16 protein-coding genes are annotated in these 19016 nt (G+C 62.4%); 14 read left to right on the top strand and 2 right to left on the bottom strand.

Annotation, left to right across the window (positions count from 1 at the left end):
* The first annotated feature begins 1 nt into the window (after position 1).
* The 4 genes from C1M53_RS18160 (at position 2) to C1M53_RS18145 (ending at position 4964) form a co-directional block, all read left to right on the top strand.
* On the top strand, positions 2 to 1018 hold the full coding sequence (locus C1M53_RS18160) for an ABC transporter ATP-binding protein (protein WP_129413508.1): 1017 nt from the start codon (positions 2 to 4) through the stop codon (positions 1016 to 1018).
* Positions 1015 to 2037, top strand: coding sequence for an ABC transporter ATP-binding protein (locus tag C1M53_RS18155; protein ID WP_245488197.1), 1023 nt, complete (start codon positions 1015 to 1017; stop codon positions 2035 to 2037). The genes C1M53_RS18160 and C1M53_RS18155 overlap by 4 nt, the downstream gene beginning before the upstream one ends.
* A 36-nt stretch (positions 2038 to 2073) precedes the next feature.
* Positions 2074 to 3246, top strand: coding sequence for a C39 family peptidase (locus tag C1M53_RS18150; protein ID WP_207213015.1), 1173 nt, complete (start codon positions 2074 to 2076; stop codon positions 3244 to 3246).
* An 89-nt stretch (positions 3247 to 3335) separates the two neighbouring features.
* Positions 3336 to 4964, top strand: coding sequence for an amidohydrolase (locus C1M53_RS18145; protein ID WP_129413507.1), 1629 nt, complete (start codon positions 3336 to 3338; stop codon positions 4962 to 4964).
* A gap of 31 nt (positions 4965 to 4995) precedes the next feature.
* On the opposite strand, the gene C1M53_RS18140 is transcribed toward C1M53_RS18145, so the two are convergent.
* A complete protein-coding gene (locus tag C1M53_RS18140) occupies positions 4996 to 5889 on the bottom strand; it encodes a LysR family transcriptional regulator (RefSeq protein ID WP_129413506.1) in 894 nt (297 codons plus the stop codon).
* A gap of 127 nt (positions 5890 to 6016) precedes the next feature.
* Here C1M53_RS18140 and C1M53_RS18135 point away from each other — a divergent pair, with 127 nt between their 5' ends.
* From C1M53_RS18135 to C1M53_RS18100, 8 genes are all read left to right on the top strand, one after another.
* Positions 6017 to 7414 carry a VOC family protein gene (locus tag C1M53_RS18135; RefSeq protein WP_129413505.1) on the top strand — a complete coding sequence of 466 codons (1398 nt, stop codon included), beginning with the start codon at positions 6017 to 6019 and terminating at the stop codon, positions 7412 to 7414.
* A 2-nt stretch (positions 7415 to 7416) separates the two neighbouring features.
* Positions 7417 to 8835 (top strand): FAD-binding oxidoreductase, encoded by a 1419-nt coding sequence (locus tag C1M53_RS18130; protein ID WP_129416240.1) that lies wholly within the window; start codon positions 7417 to 7419, stop codon positions 8833 to 8835.
* 40 nt (positions 8836 to 8875) lie between these two features.
* A complete protein-coding gene (locus C1M53_RS18125) occupies positions 8876 to 10390 on the top strand; it encodes an aldehyde dehydrogenase family protein (RefSeq protein ID WP_129413504.1) in 1515 nt (504 codons plus the stop codon).
* Between the two features lie 173 nt (positions 10391 to 10563).
* Positions 10564 to 11634, top strand: a complete 1071-nt coding sequence (locus C1M53_RS18120; protein WP_129413503.1) for a LacI family DNA-binding transcriptional regulator — start codon at positions 10564 to 10566, stop codon at positions 11632 to 11634.
* A gap of 39 nt (positions 11635 to 11673) precedes the next feature.
* Positions 11674 to 12420, top strand: a complete 747-nt coding sequence (locus C1M53_RS18115) for a transporter substrate-binding domain-containing protein (RefSeq protein ID WP_129413502.1) — start codon at positions 11674 to 11676, stop codon at positions 12418 to 12420.
* Between the two features lie 70 nt (positions 12421 to 12490).
* On the top strand, positions 12491 to 14131 hold the full coding sequence (locus C1M53_RS18110; protein ID WP_129413501.1) for an amino acid ABC transporter permease: 1641 nt from the start codon (positions 12491 to 12493) through the stop codon (positions 14129 to 14131).
* Entirely contained in the window at positions 14112 to 15524 is a 1413-nt protein-coding gene (locus C1M53_RS18105) for a GH1 family beta-glucosidase (protein WP_129413500.1), read from the top strand. The genes C1M53_RS18110 and C1M53_RS18105 overlap by 20 nt, the downstream gene beginning before the upstream one ends.
* Positions 15514 to 16197, top strand: a complete 684-nt coding sequence (locus C1M53_RS18100; protein ID WP_245488195.1) for an SDR family oxidoreductase — start codon at positions 15514 to 15516, stop codon at positions 16195 to 16197. Before C1M53_RS18105 ends, C1M53_RS18100 begins: the two co-directional genes overlap by 11 nt.
* Positions 16198 to 16250: 53 nt before the next feature.
* On the opposite strand, the gene C1M53_RS18095 is transcribed toward C1M53_RS18100, so the two are convergent.
* Entirely contained in the window at positions 16251 to 17513 is a 1263-nt protein-coding gene (locus C1M53_RS18095; protein WP_129413498.1) for a GGDEF domain-containing protein, read from the bottom strand.
* Positions 17514 to 17757: 244 nt separating this feature from the next.
* Here C1M53_RS18095 and C1M53_RS18090 point away from each other — a divergent pair, with 244 nt between their 5' ends.
* Entirely contained in the window at positions 17758 to 18129 is a 372-nt protein-coding gene (locus C1M53_RS18090; protein ID WP_129413497.1) for a hypothetical protein, read from the top strand.
* A 218-nt stretch (positions 18130 to 18347) separates the two neighbouring features.
* On the top strand, positions 18348 to 18998 hold the full coding sequence (locus C1M53_RS18085) for a DedA family protein (protein WP_129413496.1): 651 nt from the start codon (positions 18348 to 18350) through the stop codon (positions 18996 to 18998).
* Positions 18999 to 19016: the final 18 nt, after the last annotated feature.

Raw genomic sequence — 19016 nt, 5'->3', positions numbered from 1 at the left:
GATGCCGGCACCGCTTCTCGACGTGCGCGGGCTCTCCATCTCGTTTGCGGGCCGCAATGGCCCGATCAAGGTGATCGAGGACCTGTCCTTCCAGGTCAACGAGCAGGAAACGCTCTGCATCGTCGGCGAATCCGGCTCGGGCAAGACTGTTGCTCTCATGAGCATGCTCGGGCTGCTCGACCCTCTCTCGTCCAGGGTTGAGGGCTCTGCCTCGTTCAAGGGAACAGACATCCTCGGCGCCTCGAAGGAAACGCTCCGTCAACTCAGGGGGCGGGAGATTGCCCTCATCTCCCAGGATCCGATGACGGCCATGATACCTGTCCATACCATTGGCTGGCAGATCGTCGAGCAGATCCGCGCCCACACCGATCTGTCGAGCCGCGCCGCCTGGAAGCGCGCCGTCGAACTGCTCGGTGAAGTCGGGATCGCGAATCCACGCATGATCGCCGGACAATATCCGCACCAGCTCTCGGGTGGCATGCGCCAGCGCGCCGTCATCGCCATGGCGCTTTCGTGCAATCCGTCGCTGCTCATCGCCGACGAACCCACGACAGCGCTCGACGTGACGGTTCAGGCACAGGTTCTCGACCTGCTGCATCGCCTGAGGCGAGATTTCGGATCCTCGATCGTGCTGATAACCCACGACATGGGTGTGGTGGCCGAGATGGCCGATCGGGTCCTGGTCATGTACGCCGGCCGCGTCGTCGAACACGGTTCGTGCGAAGCGATTTTTGCCGACGCCTGGCATCCCTATACCTGGGGCCTCCTCGATTCGATCCCGCCGCTCGACGGCCCCCGGCCAGACCGCCTCGTCTCGATCCCAGGCTCGCCACCTCAGCCCGACAGGCGCCCACCTGGATGCGTTTTCGCGCCGCGCTGCCGTTCACGCATCGCTGCCTGTGCCGAACCGCCGCCGCGGCAGCTGGCCGATGGCCGCGATGTCCTGTGCTTCCTAGACCACGCAGACAGGGAGGCCCGGCGATCGCGCCTCGTCGAAACCATGGACCAATCATCATGACGGCCATGCATGCACCCTCGACCTTTCAGGAGACCCGACCGCTGCTTCGTGTCGAGGCTCTCTCGAAGACCTTCATGGTGGGCAAGACATTCATCCCGGGCAGCGGACAGGCCGTGCGGGCCGTCGACGACGTCTCCTTCGAAGTCTTTCCGGGCGAGACGCTCGGTCTGGTAGGCGAATCCGGCTGCGGCAAGTCGACTCTCGGCCGCTGTCTGATGCGCCTCCATGATGTCAGTGCAGGCAGGATCGTGCTGGACGGCATAGACATCGCTCCGCTATCGCCGCGCCAGTTGCGGCCCTATCGCCGGCACATGCAGATGATCTTCCAGGATCCGGCCGCCTCGCTCAATCCGCGCCGCCGTGTCGGGGATCTGCTCGCCGAACCGCTGCGCGTCCACAGGACTGCCGATCGCCTCGGGATCACCCGGCGGCTGCGCGAATTGATGGACATCGTCAGCCTGCCGGCTTCCTTCCTCGACCGCTATCCGCATGAGTTTTCTGGCGGCCAGCGCCAGCGTATCGGCATAGCCCGAGCGTTAGCGCTGGAACCGAAGCTGATCGTTGCCGACGAACCTGTTTCAGCGCTCGACGTGTCCGTGCAGGCGCAGATCGTCAACCTGTTCTCCGACCTGCGCAGGCGGCTTCAGCTGACGACCCTCTTCATTGCCCACGATCTCAGCGTCGTGCGTCAGGTCTCGGAACGTACGGCGGTGATGTATCTCGGTTCGATCGTGGAGATCGGTCCAACCGATCTCCTGTTTCGAACACCGGCACACCCCTATACACAGGCCTTGCTGTCCGCGATCCCGGTTCCGCGTTTGGCGGCCAACAGGAAACGCGAGCGCATCCTGCTCAAGGGCGAAATTCCGAGCCCCGCCAATCCTCCGTCAGGCTGCCGCTTTCACCCGCGCTGTCCTGCCGTGCAGGAACGCTGCAGGACAGAACGCCCTGCCCTGGCCCAACTTGCCGATGGCCGCCGGGTCGCTTGTCATTTTCCCTTCTCGCTGCAGACGACTTGAACCGACTCGTGAACTCCAGACCTGAGGAGATACTCTTTGGCTAAGCTCGCAGAATGTGACTTCCACACGCTTAGGCTGGCGACCGGGGCAGATTGCTCAACATCCCACCGTCTCAGACCTTCGGGCACGAAGGCTGGCATTGCGTCGCTGTTTCTAGGTACTGCCTTGGCGATGTGCGTTCAGCTCCCGACAGCCTCTGCGCAAAATGCTCTTGGCAACTCCACCCCGGTGAGCGCCCTGCCGACCTACGCCAAGACCAATGACATTCCTCCCCGGCTGCAGTGGGAGGCCAACTATGGTTATTGTGGCGAGGTGTCGCTGATCAGCGCCGGCCTTTACTACGGCCAGTACGTGTCTCAGTACGATGCGCGCGCGATCGCCAGCAAGAATGCCAACCAGTCCACGGAAGGCAGCCAGCTTCTGCTTGGTGTCAATGACTCCTACGCCGCAGCGCAGATGCATCTGAACGCCATAGCCTGGAAAAACACCTCCACATCGAACACCACCAACTTCCTTGCGTGGGTCAAGGAAAATGTCGCATCGGGCTATCCGGTCGTCATTGGCGTCTATTACAATCAGCGCTCGTTCGACGTATCCAACGACCCGAATGCCGGCGACAATGAGTACGATCATATCGTCCCTGTCACCGGCGTTTCATCGAAACATCCGCTCGCCAAGTCCGCAACCTACTACGCCGACGACGAACTCACGTTCAGCGATAACGGGCTTTATACGCCCAACGGCAAGCCGACCTATGTTTACAAATATCCGTTCGGAGCCTTCCAGGCGACCCGCAGGGAAGCGAATTCGAAGGCCCACCCCGACTATTCGCTGGCTCGTGGTGGCAGCAACTATGGCATTGCGATAACCGGAATCATCGATCGCGATGGTCAGACGCTGCCGGTACGCCTGTCGACGAATGTGAATTATGAAAAACCGGCCATGCGCGAAGGCTCCAATACCCGGCCGGCTTCGCAGAATCTGACGTTGACGATCACCGTCTCGGGACTCCAGCCCGGCGTGTCCTACAATTTGTACCGCTACAACAGTTTCCAGTCGGTACCGAATTCGGCATTCAACGCCGCAGCGTCGAAAGCGTCCAGGAAATGGAAAATCAACATCAAGTCGGGAACGTCGGCGACCATGACGGAAAAAATCAAGTCGGATGAGATAGCCGTCTACCGTGCGGTTCCGGAAACCGCACCGTGACGTAGCACCCAGATCCGCGAGCCTTGTCGTTTGATGAATTGCCAGAAGCCTGCTCGCGACGAGCAGCAGCGCTTGCAGGAGTCGAAAAAATGTCCGCGATACCCGAACTGTGCGCTGATGCCATCGTCCACAACGGCACGATCTGGTGCGGTTACGAAGAAGGCACGGTGGAAGCTGTCGCCATCTGGCAAGGCAAGGTGCTTGCAACAGGTACGACGGAACAGATCTTGTCGCTGAAAGGCGACAAGACGCGCCTGATCGACCTGCAAGGACGTTTTGCCACTCCTGGCTTGAATGATGCCCACCTTCATCTGCTTCTGGTCGGCATGACGCTCGGCTGGATCGACGCCTCTCCCCAGGCCGCTCCCACATTGGAGGGCCTGCTGGACATCATACGTGACAAGGCCGCATCAACGCCCCCTGGCGCATGGATCAAGGCGCGCGGTTACGACCAGACAAAGCTCGATGTCGGCAGGCATCCGAACAAGTCGGAACTCGACACGGCTGCTCCGAACAATCCGGTCCTGCTCGAACGCGCCTGCGGTCACGTCGCAATCTTCAACTCGAAGGCTTTCGAACTGGCAGGGGTCGATGAAACCACGCCCGTGCCGGAGGGCGGTCTCATCGAGCAGAAGGACGGCGTGCTGACCGGCATGGTCGCCGAAAATGCCCAGAATATCATTCTCAAGACCATGCCCAAGCCGACGACTGAAGAGATGATCGACGCGATTGAGGCAGCGGGACATCTGCTGCTCTCCTACGGCATCACCAGCGTCATGGACGCCGCGGTCGGACAGGTTGCCGGATTCGACGAAATCCGCGCCTACAATCTCGCCAAACTGCAAAAGCGGCTGCCGGTACGCAGCTGGCTCGTGCTGCTTCAGGATCGCCAGTCCATGGTGCAACAGTGCTTCGACGCCGGCCTGGTGTCAGGTGTCGGCGACGACATGCTGACGATCGGAGCAGTCAAGATCTTCCTCGATGGTTCGGCGGGCGGCCGAACGGCATGGATGAGCAAACCCTATCTCGGTGATGACCACACCACCGGCGTGCAGATATTGTCAGATACGGAACTCGAGCTCCTTGTGCTCGATGCGCACAGCAAGGGCTACCAGCTTGCCTGCCATGCGATCGGCGATGCCGCCATCGGGCAGCTCATCACCGCCTACGAAAAGGCACTCGCCGCCCTTCCCGATCCGGACCGGCGACATCGCATCGAACATTGCGGCTTCTCCACGCCGGAACAACATGAACGGATGCAAAAGGCCGGCATCTATCCTTGCCCGCAGCAGGTGTTCATCTATGATTTCGGCGACGCCTACATCTCCGTCCTCGGCGAGGACCGCGCGCTGTCGAGCTATCCGCTCAAGACCTGGAAGAACCTCGGCTTCAAACCCGCCACAGGCAGCGACTCCCCCGTCTCACATCCGAACCCATATCCGAACATCTATTCGATGCTGACGCGGGAGACCGGCAAGGGAACCGTGATGGACGCGCGCGAGCGCGTGACCATTGAAGAAGCCCTTCAGGTCTATACCGAATATGGCGCCTTCTCGCAGAAGCTTGAGAGCGTGAAAGGCAAGCTCACACCGGGCCAGGTCGCGGATATCGCGGTCTTCTCGCGCAACATGCTGACGGCTCAGCCCGCGGACATCCTCAACGACACGCATTGTGTGCTGACCATCCGCGGGGGTGAAGTGGTTTTCGAGCGTCATTGAACCCGTGCATGGTTTGACACAGGTTCACGCCCTAGGCCCCGACTTGCGACACGATCCAGTGATAGAGCTCATTGGCGACGGGATGATCGAGTTTGCTGTTCGGCATGACGAAATGGTACCCGTTCTCCGTCGGCAGCGGCAGGTCGACCACCACCCGTAGGCGAGCTGCGGCCAGCTCCTGTTCAATCAGGTAAAGCGGCAGCAGCGCCACACCGAGCCCGGCATGCGCGGCCTGTATCACCATGGTGAACTGGTCGAAACGATGCCCCTGGAAGGCCGCCTGCGTTTCCACGCCGGCCTGACGGAACCAGTCGACCCACGCTTTTGGTCTTGTCGCGAGATGCAGCAGCGGCAGGCGGGTCAGATCGTCAGGCGTGCGAGGCGGCTCAGCCTCGACCAGTGCCGGGCTTGCCACCGGCACGATCACCTCCTGGCAGATGTAGCGGCAAGTGGCATTGGCCCAGATCGGCTGGCCGTAATGGATCGCCGCGTCGAAACCCTGATCCTCGAGGTCGAACGGAGCCGAGCGCGAGGCGATGTCGAGCGCCACGCCCCGATGCGCTTGCAGGAAGCCCGGCAGTCGCGGGACCAGCCAGCGCGAGCCAAAGGTCGGCAAGGTGGCAAGGCGCAAAAGCGCAGCCTTCGAGCCCGCCATCGCACGCAACATCGCCGCCTCGCCCTGCTCCAGCAGCTTGCGCGCGTCGGGCAGGAATTTTCGGCCGGCCTCCGACAGCACCACGCGCTGGCGCACGCGTTCGAAAAGCGTGATGCCGAGCTGGGCTTCCAACTCGCGGATCTGACGGCTGACCGTGCTCTGGGTAAGATTCAACTCGCGCCCTGCCTGGGTGACGCTGCCATGGCGCGCGGCGCTCTCGAAGGCCTGCAGCCTGCCGAGGTCTGGGATCAGGCTACGGGATAAGGTCATGCAATTTTCGCATCAAGTCAGATTGATTCAGTCTAATTCAGCCACTCTGCCTCGCGATATAACATCAAACACGCATCAAGTCGCCATTTCATCCAGCCCTCTGTCCCTGCAATGATTGGAAAGTCCCATGCCAGTCTCGCGCTTCATGTCCAGCGATGCCATCCGCGCCGCCTTCTCGGCCGCCATGTCTGCCATGTATCGGGATGAAGTACCGGCCTATGGCACGCTGATGGAACTGGTGGCTGACGTCAACGCAGCGACCCTTGAGCAGCAGCCTGGATTGCGGGCCAGCCTCGAGGCCACCGAAACACTGGACCGCATCTCGGAAGAGCGCCATGGCGCCATCCGCCTCGGCACCGAAGCCGAGCTTGCCATGATGCGTCGCGTGTTTGCCGTCATGGGCATGTTTCCAGTCGGCTACTACGACCTCAGCGAGGCCGGCGTCCCGGTCCATTCCACCGCCTTCCGGCCAGTCGGCGAGGAAGCGCTCAAGATCAATCCGTTCCGGGTGTTCACCTCACTGCTTCGCCTCGACCTGATCACCGACCCGGAATTGCGCGAAGCCGCTCGGGAAATCCTCGGGCGCCGTCGCATCTTCTCGGAAGGTGCGGTCATGCTGGTGGAGAAGGCCGAACGCGATGGCGGCCTTTCGCCGGAAGACGGAGAGCGCTTCGTGGCCGAGGTGCTTGGCACCTTCCGCTGGCACGAACAGGCGAGCGTCGACCACGCGCTTTACGAACGCCTGCACGCCGCCCATCGCCTGATCGCCGACGTGGTGTCCTTCAAGGGCCCGCACATCAACCACCTCACCCCGCGCACGCTCGACATCGACGCCGTGCAGGATCAGATGCCGCGACGCGGCATCGCACCCAAGGCCGTGATCGAGGGACCACCCTGCCGCGCCTGTCCGATCCTGCTTCGACAGACTTCGTTCAAGGCTATCGAGGAGCGAGTCCTGTTCCCCGATCCAGGCGGCAATCTTGCAGGCGGCTCACACACAGCCCGTTTCGGCGAGATCGAACAGCGTGGCGTGGCCCTGACCCCCAAGGGTCGCGGTCTCTATGACCGGCTGCTCAACGAAGCGCGCGCCAAGGTGCGCCCGGCCGCCGACGGCTCGAACGCACAGGACTATGTCACCGCGCTGCAGGAAAGCTTCTCCGCCTTCCCGGACGACTGGAATGCCATCCGCAAGGCAGGGCTCGGCTACTTCTTCTATTCCATCATACCGGGAGCCGATCTCTCCGGTCACGCCCGTTCCGACATCGAGGACCTGGTCGAGGCTGGCCTGGTGCGTTTCGACCCGATCGTCTACGAAGATTTCCTGCCGGTATCGGCGGCGGGTATCTTCCAGTCCAATCTGGGTGACGATGCCGTCCAGGATTTCGCTGCCAGCCCGAACCAGAAGTTGTTCGAGGTCGCTCTGGGTGCAACCGTACTCAACGAGTTCGAACACTATGCCGGTATCGAACGCGCCTCGTCCGAGGAGTGCCTGGCTGCTGTTCGGACTCTGTCGGCAGCCGCCTGATGGTGCTTGCCGCCGATCACCTCGACCGGCTCGGCGCCATTCTCGGCCCGCAGGGCCTGCTCGCCTTGCCGAGCGACATGGCGCCTTATGAAACCGCGGCCCGCTATACGGGCGGCCGTGCCGCCTTTGTCGCGCGCCCTGCCTCGACCGAGGCCGTGTCGCAGGTGGTCGGCTTTTGTGCCCGTCACGACATCACGCTTGTGCCGCAGTCCGGCAACACCGGGCTCGTCGGCGGTTCGACCCCCGACGACAGCGGTAAGCAGGGCGTGCTCAGCCTCGAGCGCCTGCGCTCGACCTTCGAGCTCGATGTCGACAACCGCAGCCTGCGCGTCGCAGCGGGTTTCCGTCTCTCGGAAATCAACGCCCGGCTCGAACCGCACGGTCTGTTCTTCCCCATCGATCTCGGGGCCGACCCCATGGCGGGCGGCATGGTCGCCGCCAACACGGGCGGCGCACGCTTTCTGCGCTTCGGCGACGTACGCCGCAACACGCTGGGATTGGAACTGGTACTGACCGACGAAGACGGCACCGTCCTGCGTTGCGGCAAGGGTCTGCGCAAGGACAACACCGGCCCCGACTGGAAACAGCTTTTCATCGGTACGAGCGGCGCCTTCGGCATCGTCACCGAATGCACCTTCAACCTGGAGCGGCTGCCCAGACAGACAGCCACGGCCTACCTCGTGCCGGCCACGCCCGCGGCCGCGCTTACTTTGCTCAACGAACTGGAAGAACGCGCCGGCACCTTGCTCAGCGCCTTTGAAGGCATGTCGGGAGCAGCGATCGGTCACGCGCTTGCCCACGTGCCGTCGCTGCGCAATCCGTTTCCCGGCGGCGCAACGCCCGCCTATGTCATCCTCGTCGAGCTGTCGCGTTCCTGGGCTCCGCGCGCCGGCGAACAGACGCTGGACGCGATGCTGGAAGAGATCCTGGCGGAAATCTGGGAACTGTCCGGCGGCCCGCTGGCCGACGCCTTCATTGGTGCGCCCACCGAGATGTGGTCTCTGCGGCACACTCTGTCGGAGGGCGCGAAAGCCGCAGGCTATGTCGTCGGGCTTGACCTCTCCTTCCGACGCGGTGAGGTCATGCGCTTTCGCGAGCGCATGGCGCGGCTGCTGGCGCAGGAGTTCCCGCAGGTCGAAATCTGCGACTTCGGCCATATCGGCGACGGTGGCGTGCATTTCAATCTGGTGCTGCCACGAGACCGCAATGGCGCTGCGGACATGGCTTGCGCGGCGCGCCTGCGCAGCTTCGTGACGGAGATCGCGGTCGAAGAGCACGGCGGCAGCTTCAGTGCTGAACATGGGCTCGGTCGCAGCAACCAGCATTTCTACGACCGCTACACACCCGAAAAACTGAAACGGATGGCTGCACGACTGCAGCAGGCGACGTCACCGGGCGTCACCGGCTTGGTACGGCTTTGAACAATGGGCGACGGCCCCTGCAAATGGAAAGGTGAATGTCATGACGCTATCGAGTGAAACGGCGGATCTGCTTGGGAAGCTTGGTGTTGCACGGGATGTGCTTTCTGGCGGTGATCTTGTCGTGCGCAGCCCGGTGACGGGTGAGCAGCTGGCAGCATTGAAGACGGTCTCGGCAGCTGATGCCAACAAGACGATCGATGCCGCCCATGAGGCCTTCAAGGCCTGGCGCCTTGTGCCCGGTCCCAAGCGCGGCGAACTGGTGCGCCTGCTGGGTGAGGAACTGCGCGCCCACAAGACCGAGCTCGGCCGCCTGGTGTCGATCGAGGTCGGCAAGATCCCTTCGGAAGGATTGGGCGAAGTCCAGGAAATGATCGACATCTGCGACTTCGCCGTCGGCCTGTCGCGTCAGTTGTACGGCCTGACCATCGCCACCGAACGCCCCGGCCACCGGATGATGGAAACCTGGCATCCGCTCGGCGTCGTCGGTGTCATCTCGGCCTTCAACTTCCCCGTCGCGGTGTGGTCGTGGAATGCCGCACTGGCGCTGGTCTGCGGCGATGCGGTGGTGTGGAAGCCTTCGGAGAAGACGCCGCTGACGGCACTTGCCTGCGCGGCGATCTTCGCGCGCGCCGTCAAGCGTTTCGGTGCCGATGCCCCCGCCAATCTGGCACCGGTGCTGATCGGCGAGCGCGAGATCGGCGAAGTGCTGGTCGATCATGCGAAAGTGCCGCTGGTCTCGGCTACCGGCTCGACCCGCATGGGTCGTGAGGTCGGTCCGCGCCTGGCCAGGCGTTTCGCCCGTGCCGTGCTGGAGCTCGGCGGTAACAATGCCGGCATCGTCTGCCCGAGTGCCGATCTCGACATGGCGCTGCGCGCCATCGCCTTCGGTGCCATGGGCACTGCCGGCCAGCGCTGCACCACGCTGCGCCGCCTGTTCGTGCATGAGAGCGTCTATGACCAGCTCGTGCCGCGCCTGAAGAAGGCCTATGAGAGCGTCTCGGTCGGCAATCCGCTGGAGACTTCGTCGCTGGTCGGCCCGCTGATCGACAAGGCAGCCTTCGACGCCATGCAGAAGGCGCTGAAACATGCCGGCGAACATGGCGGCACGGTCACCGGCGGCGCTCGCGTCGAGAACGGGCATGGCGATGCCTATTATGTGCGTCCGGCGCTGGTGGAGATGCCGAAGCAGGCTGGTCCGGTGCTGGAAGAGACCTTCGCGCCGATCCTCTATGTGATGAAGTATTCCGACTTCGACAGCGTTCTTGAGCTGCACAATGCGGTTGGTGCCGGGCTGTCGTCGTCGATCTTCACGCGCGATCTGCAGGAATCGGAGCGGTTCCTTGCCGCTGACGGTTCGGACTGCGGCATCGCCAACGTCAACATCGGCACGTCGGGAGCCGAGATCGGCGGTGCGTTCGGTGGCGAGAAGGAGACCGGCGGCGGTCGTGAGAGCGGTTCGGATGCGTGGAAGGCTTATATGCGGCGCGCCACCAACACCGTGAACTACTCCAAGGCGCTGCCGCTCGCCCAGGGCGTCTCCTTCGACATCGACTGAGCGTCGCACACTTCCAAACCTTGACGAACGGCGGGCCGCGGTCCGCCGTTTTTGTTTTGTCTGCAGAACCCATCAGATCGCGTCACAATCAGCAATAAAAACGTTTTTATTTTCCTTGAAATCGTTTTTATTGCTTGATAGCGTTCTAAAAAGGAGAGGAGAAGACGGCGATCATGGCCAAAGCCAAGCCTGCACCGGACAGCACCTTGCCGACCATCAAGACGCTGGCCGCGCACACCGGCTATTCGATCGGCACCATATCGAAAGCCTTGCGCGGCTCGCCGGTCGTCACCGACGCCACCCGCGAGGAGATCCTCGCCGCCGCCCGAGAACTCGGCTATCAGGCCAACGCTCGCGGTATGGCGCTGCGCACAGGCAAGACCTACCAGGCTGCGGTGCTGATGCCGATCACCTCGGCCGCCGGTTATGAGTGGGACGGCGTCGAATACACGCAGATCCTCAGCGGCATTTCACAGGTTCTGGACGGCAGCGACTACCAGCTTTCCGTCTATGGCTACCGCAGCTTCGACGACGCCTGTACCGTCGCGCGTCGCATCGCCGAGCAGCGACTTGCCGACGGAATGATCTTCTCCGGAGTTCTGGCAAACGACCCACGTATCGCGATGCTGGTCGAGGCCGGCTTCCCCTTCGTATCGCTTGGCCGTTGCCGACAGTCGCTTGCTTATGCCCATGTCGACGTCGACAACGAATGGGCCGCGTATGCCGCAACGGCCCGGCTGATTGCCGGCGGGCACCGGCGCATCGCGCTCATCAATGCCCAGCCACGCCTGTCCTATGCGTTGGACAGGATCGACGGCTTCAGCCGTGCTTTCGAGGAAGCCGGACTTCAGCCCTCGCTCGATCTCGTAAACGGTGGCGACCTCACCGCGCGTTTCGGTCGCGACACGACATTGAGCCTCTTCAAGCAGCCGTCGCCGCCAACGGCACTGGTATGCGTGAACGAAGCCACCACCTTGGGCGTGCTTTCGGCACTGGGCAGCCTCGGTCTTCGCGTCGGGGAGAATGTCGACGTCATCGCCTATGACGACATCAACGTCAGCGCCTATTTCAGCCCGCCGATCACCACCCTCTACCAGCCGATCGAAGTGCTCGGACGCCGGCTCGGCGAATTCCTGCTGCTGCGCATGGTGGACGAAGGCGCGGCGAAGCTCGCCGAGGTCTTCCGGCCAGAACTGATCGGCCGGCAGCCCGACAATCTGGGCGGCCGCATCGGCCACACCTGATCCGATCAATCAAAGCTCAAAAAAACGGGAGGAAAGAGCATGAAGAGAATTCTGACGGGACTTGTCATGGCGCTGCTGATGTCCGGCGCGGCACATGCAGCCGATCTCGGCGGCAAATTGCTGAAGGTGGGGTCCGACACCACCTCCCCACCGATGGAGAGCGTCGACACGGCGACCGGCCAGATCGTCGGCTTCGATGTCGACGTCGTCAACGCCATCTGCGCCAAGATCAACTGCAAGGCGGAGTTCGTCACCACAGGCTGGGACGGCATCTTCGCCGCGCTCGACCAGGGCAATTTCGATCTCGTCGCGTCCGGCGTCTCCATCACCGACGAACGCAAGAAGGCGATGGATTTCTCCGAGCCCTACATCGTCAACAGCCAGGCGATCCTGATGCGTGTCGAGGATGAAGGGCTGACCGCCGAAGACTTCAAGACAAAAGGCAAGAAACTCTCCGCGCAGGCCAACACAACCGACGCCCAAGTGGCCGAAAGCGTCGCCGGCAAGGACAATGTCACGGCCTATGACAGTTTCGCGGCCTCCCTCATCGCGCTCAAGAACAAGGATGTCGATGGCGTCGTCATCAACGGTGCCAACGCTGCTGCCTACGAGAAGGAGTTTGCCGGCGAACTGGTGGTACCCATCCGCAACCTGCAATCCGATCCGCTCGGCCTCGTCTTTCGCAAGGGCGACGAGAATATCGCCGCGTTCAACGAAGGCATCGCAGCGATCAAGGCGGACGGCACGCTGGACACGCTGATCGCCAAGTACTGGGGCACCAAGTAGCGGCTTCGTTTGACACGAGCTCCGGCGGGACGCCGCGCCGGAGCCTTTTTCCGAAGGAGGGTGGATAGAGATGCGCTACCTCATGCGCCTGCGACCCAGCAACCTGATCATCGCAGCCGCCCTGCCCTTCATCGTCTACCTGTTTGCGAGCTCGCCAGACTACCAGCGCTCCTTGCGCGCCATCGTCGGCGTCGAGCATGGCTCCTCGGCCTTCATTCCAGGCTTCCTGCTGCTGGTCGTGGCTTTTGCAGCGGGTGTTGGAAGCGTCCTGTTTTCGCGCACAACGGCACCAAAACCGCATCTTGCCAGGGCGTGCGCTGCACTGAATCTGCTCGCTGCTCTCGCGGCTGCCACAACGGGGATCGTCCGTCCTTACGTGACTTCCGTCGTCGCCAATGCAGTCGACCCGTTCACCTCGAAACTGGTGGTGCAGGGTGTGACCCCACGCCGCCTCACCGACGCTGCTGACGCGATGGTGCAAGGCTATGCATCAGTGCTTTTCTGGGCCTATCTGGCGATCACGATCGCCGCACTCGTGCTTTTCCTTTTCAGCGGACAAACGGTCCGTGCAAAGAATTCCGGCCGGACGACGCTGCTTGCGCTCAATGGCATCGGCCTCGTCGTCATCCTCTTCCTGGCGCCCATGGCCTTCGCCGCCGGTGTTGCCACGACCATTCGGGCCGCGGTCGCCGCCTACATCCTGGCGGCGCTGCTCGGCCTGGTCTGGGTTGGCCTGCTCAAGCTCGACTACAGCCGGCGCGCAAATTTCGTCTTCGTTGCGCTCACCGCACTGTTTGCTTGCACAGCGGCATGGTTCCTGCTGCAGCCGAGCGTCGACTATGTTCTGGTCGGCAAGCTGGACGGCAAGGTCGGCATTGTGTCCGGCACCCCGTCGGGCACGATCGGCGCCGTTCGCTACGGCCAGTTTCCCGGCGCGCCGGGCGACGAGGTGCCTTTGCGCACATTCAAGGGGCCGATGGAGGCCATAGCCGCACTCGAAAAGAAGGCTGATGTCAGCGCAGCATTGCTGCCCGTGGCAGCAGCACCTGCCGACCTGCCGATACTGTGGCGCACCGCCGCCCTCAAGGATTCCGACAAGGCCTCCGGCATTACCCTTGCGGTGCTCGCCATCATCACCGGCCTGCTCACCTTCGGCGGCCACATCCATCGCCGCCACCCGCTTTCGATCGGTTCCGAATTCATCGTCGACACGATCCGCGGCATCCCCATGCTGGTGATCGTGCTCTATGTCGGCCTGCCGCTGGCCGGCGCGCTGAAAGATGCCACCCAAGGGGTGTTTGACCCACCCAATCTCGCGCGCGGCATCGCCGCCATGGCATTGGCCTACTCCGCCTATCTGGCCGAGATCTTCCGCTCCGGCATCAACGCCATTCCGCGCGGCCAGATCGAGGCGGCACGCAGCCTTGGCCTCAACAGCTGGCAGACGGCGCGTCTCGTCATCCTGCCGCAGGCCTTCCGCATCATCATCCCGCCGCTCGGCAATGAACTGATCGCCATCCTCAAGGACACGTCGCTGCTGTCGATCCTGTCCATCCGCGACATCACCCAGCGCATGCGGGAATTCCAGTCGGCGAGCTTCCTGCCGTTCGCGCCCTACAACTCCGCCGCCATCTTCTACATCCTGCTGACGCTGGCGGCGGCCAGCCTGGTCAGCACAGTCGAGAGAAAATATGACATCAAGCATCGATAAAAGGCGCATCCTGGACGCCCGGGCGGCATCGCTCGTCTTGCCGCAGGGTTTTGTCTTCGGCGCCGCCACGGCCGCTTACCAGATCGAAGGTGCACCGACGACCGACGGCAAGGGCGAGAGCATCTGGGACCGCTTCTGCAAGGTACCCGGCGTCATCATCGATGGCTCCAGCGGCGACGTTGCCTGCGACAGCTACCACCGCTGGAGAGACGATATCGCCGTCTTGAAAACGCTCGGACTTGACGCCTACCGTTTCTCTTTTGCCTGGACACGGCTGCTGCCCGAAGGACGCGGCACCGTCAACACCAAGGGAGTGGCCTTCTACGACCGGCTGATCGACGATCTCCTGGCAGCCGGCATCGAACCTTATGCGACCCTCTACCACTGGGACCTGCCGCAGGCATTGCAGGACCAGGGTGGCTGGTACAACCGCGCCACTGCCGACGCGCTGGCCGACTATACCGCACTCGCTGCGCGCAGCTTCGGCGATCGCGTCAAGAAGTGGACGACCCTCAACGAACCGTGGACCTTCTGCTGGTCCGGCCATGCCTCGGGCGAAGATGCGCCGGGCCTGCGCGATGGCACCAAAGGCGGCGTGACCGCGAGCCATCACGCTCTGCTCGGCCATGGCAAGGCGGTGCCGATCATTCGTGCCGAGGTGCCGGACGCCTCCGTCGGCATCGTCTTCGACCTCAATGTGGCTGAACCCGCCAGCGGCGACCCCCGCGATGTCGCCGCTGCGCGACGCTTCGATGGAGCGCAGAACCGCTGGTTCCTCGATGCCGTCTTCAAGGGCAGCTACCCTCGGGACATGCTGGAGCTCTATGGCGATCTGCTTCCCGAGATCCATGCCGACGACAACGCCGTCATCGCAGCGCCCATCGATTATCTCGGCGTCAACATCTACCGCCGCTCGGTCATCGCCGAAGGCACGGAACTGGCGCCGCTGAACTATCGGCGCGTCCAGCCGGACGGCCTCTACTCCGCCGTCGGCTACGAGATATGGCCGCGCTGCATGTATGACGTGCTGCGCTATGTGAACGACAACTATGCTCCGAAAGAGATCTACATTTCCGAGAACGGCGTGGCCACGCGGCCGGAAACGGTCGGCGCGGACGGCCATGTCTGGGACGAGTTGCGCGCCGCTTATTATGTCGAACATCTGGAACAGGTAGCGAAGGCTGCGGACGAAGGCGTGCCTGTACGCGGCTATTTCGCCTGGACGCTGATAGACAATTTCGAATGGGCGTATGGTTATACCACGCCGTTCGGCATCACCCATGTCGACTACGAGACACAGCAGCGCACGGTGAAGTATTCCGGGAAGATCTATGCAGCGATCGCGCGCCAGGAAGCGGCAGCCAAGCCGCGGAGCGCCGCAATTGGCGGCTAAGACCGTCCTTGTCACCGGTGCGGCGCGCGGACTTGGACGCGAACTGGCGCGGCAATATGCGGCCAGCGGCTGGCAGGTCATCGCCTGCGGCCGCAGCCGGTCGGCCGACAGCTTTGAAGCTGGCATCGACTACCAGCCGCTCGATGTCGCCGATCCGGCATCGATCTCTGCGCTGGCAGTTCGGCTCGTCGGCCGGCCACTGGACGTGCTCGTCAACAACGCGGGCGTGCGCAGCCCACTCCCCGGTCTGGATCACCTGCAACCGGACGAATTCCTCGATGTGCTGCGCATCAACACGCTTGGCCCGGTCCTGTTGACGCGGGCCTTGCGGGCGAATCTCCGCCTTGGCGGCGATTCGGTCGTCGCCAACATCGGCTCGCGTGCCGGCTCGATGGCAGAAGGCCTGCTCGACGACGATGATGACGACTACGCCTATCGCTGTTCCAAGGCCGCGCTCAACATGGCAACCGTCCAGCTTGCGCGGGATTTGCAGCCCGACGGCATCACCGTACTGTCGCTGCATCCTGGATGGGTGAAGACTGACATGGGTGGCGTGCAAGCCGTCCTGCCTGCGGAAGAAAGCGCAAAAGCGTTGCGATCGATCATTGCTGCGGCAAAACCGGAACGCAGCGGGGCCTTTCTGGCATTCGATGGCCGGCCGGTAAGCTGGTAGCGCCCGCGGCATCAGCGCCGGTTGGGACCGTTTCAGGCTGCTGAACGCTCCTGTTACCGGTATCCGGCCGCGGTCGCGGTCGAAATGGACACCCGGTCCCTGCCTTGCGCCTTTGCCTCGTACAACGCGGCATCGGCCAACATCAGAAGCTCACGAAAATCCGTGGCATTCGTCGGGCATGTCGCGATGCCGATGCTGACCGTCACCGATCGGTTCAGTTCGGGATGGAGTGTATTGGCGACTGCCGCCCTCATACGTTCGGCAAGCATGAAAGCTCCCGCCGACGCCTCTGGACAAAGCAGCGCGAATTCTTCGCCGCCATAACGAAAGAGTTCATCACCCTCCCGCTTGGCGTTGAGAAGAGCGTCCGCAACGGCCTGCAGGATTCTGTCGCCCTCGGCATGTCCATGGTTGTCATTGACGGCTTTGAAATGATCGATGTCGATCATCATCAGGCTCAGCGGAAGTGCCGACTTGAGCGCTTCCGTCAGCATGGCCGGGCCTTTTTCGTCGAGCTGGCCACGATCCTGGAGACCTGTCAGGGGGTCTTTTCCGATCCGCCCGACGAGTTTCTCGTAGCGGTGCCTGTAGGTGAGCCTGTCGAATACGTCGGTGGCGCGTCTGACGCCGACCGGAACCGGGCTCTTTTCGACAAATCGCAGATAAAGCGCCAGCATCGCGCTGAAGAACAGCGCTGAGCCGATCTTGGCGATCCAGCCACCGTAGAAGGCGGACAAAGGAGCCCCGGTTACGAGATAAAGGCCGAGATAGAAAAACAGCTGGTCGAAGCTCAGCACAATTGCCAGGCTGATGAACATGCGGCCCAGAATGGTGTTTGTGACGATTGTTCCGAGCCGCTCGAAGAGCAGCACCATGCCGATCAGGTCTATGAAAAGCAGCGCGGTGCCCCACACCATCAGGAAACCGATCTGGTTGATAAAATCCATCTCCGGCTGGCGCCAGGCGAGTTGCGCCGGATCGCTGTAGTAGTTCAGCGGCAGGGCTAGCACCACCATCAGCAGATTGCCGATGAGCAGGCCGTAGGTGGGCTGCCGCATGCTCTCGGCATCTTCCTTGATGTAGAGCAGCAGGAAGAAGGCGAGCTTGCCGGCAAACATCACGGTCGAGCCGGGCGAGATCAGCCCGAACGGCAGCTGGATGAAATAAACCGCCGCGAGATAGGTCTCCAGGAAATGCATCGCTCCGAGCGTGCAGAAAAAGACGCCCATGCCGAGACTTGTCCTGACGCGGAAAACAAACGCCATCGCCGCGAAATAGACAGAGGCCTGCGTCAGCAGAACCAGGAAACCGGACATGTTGCGATTACCCCCAAGCGCATGAAGCCCCGATGCTTGATGACGCTTCCGGCCGCGCCTTGCGGCCTGGTGCGCCGTTGCATCGAGACATGCCGCTGCCGGCTGGCCATCTAAGGTATTCCGCAAGAAGCCGCAACACCCGTAACCAGCTGGCGCCGCAATGTGATCGACAACGCTGGGAATAGGGAGCGGACATGATTATATACCTCTCCGGCCGATCAAGCCTGCGACCGACCGGAGCTTCATGACCCGCCGTAGACATGTGAGACAGTCGAACCTGACACTGCTGTCGGCCGCGATGCTGCTCCTGGCTGCGATCTTTGCATTCGGTCAATTGCCATTCTCCGCTTCGTCGCCTTCGGGCTCCTCCCAGCCGAAGAATACGGAACTGGCTCTGGCACGCCAGACGAACCACAAACGCATGGCCATCTCGACGGTGAAGGCCGATCGTCCGCTCTACCTGAAGGATAGCGGACATGATGCGGTCGGAATCCTGCCTGAGCTACCCATTACGGTCCTGCCCACGGCGATCGCCTCAGGCGCAACGGCTACAAGACACTGTGCGTCCACCGATCTGGCTCGCGCCTATGATGCCTGTGCGCCTCCGATAGCCTGATCCATACCAGATCGGGCCGTTGCAGCTATCCGCATGGCGCAAGCCATTTGGGCGAATCTGCTCGATCTTCCTCAGCGGTTTGCCCGGCCCGGTCTGAGCACCCAGCGTGATGGCAGGCGAGCGGTTCCAGCAATTGGGAGCTTCGCCATACCGATGGCGTTCAGGACCCCTGGTGGCGACTGTCCTTCCCGAAACGAAATCGAGGCTGGAGCCTGACGATGGATGGAATTCTTCAGACGACAGAGACTTTCTTGCGCGAATATCAGATGTGGGCGGGCGTGACAGTCGGCCTTGTCGCTTTCGGCGAATCCCTGGTTCTTGTCGGACTTCTCATTCCTGCGACAGCGCTCATGGTGCTGATCGGAGGGCTTGTGGGCGCAGGTGTGATCGATCCCGTTCCCGTGGTCCTGGGTGCAGTCATCGGGGCGGTCCTGGGCGACATCGTCTCGTATGGTCTGGGTCGCGGGATGGGACCGAGCATCGTACATCGATGGCCGCTCAAACGATACCGGAACGGCGTGGCGCAGGCGCGCCTGTTCTTCAGGAGATACGGCTTCGCAGCAATATTCTTCGGACGCTTCTTCGGTCCCCTTCGCTCAACCGTGCCGCTCGTCGCAGGCATGATGGCGATGGATCAGAAGCGGTTTCAGCTGGCAAACATCGGGTCGGCGCTGGTCTGGGCGCCGCTTATGCTTGCACCCGGCTGGCTGGCGGCAAAAGGTGCTTCACGGTTTGGCGAACTCAATGAATTCCAATGGCTCGGACTGGGCATAGGCCTGACGGGCGTGACCTTTTTGGGCGCCGTATTGATCGCCTGGATCCTCCGAAAGATCACACCCCAACGCCGAAGGGCCGGTCAGTTGCAATGAAGTGCGAAGATTCTTTCA

It is taken from the genome of Mesorhizobium sp. Pch-S, from assembly GCF_004136315.1.
GTDB lineage: Bacteria > Pseudomonadota > Alphaproteobacteria > Rhizobiales > Rhizobiaceae > Mesorhizobium.
Note: the sequence above shows the minus strand (reverse complement) of the source record. Positions and strands in the feature narration are given on the sequence as shown.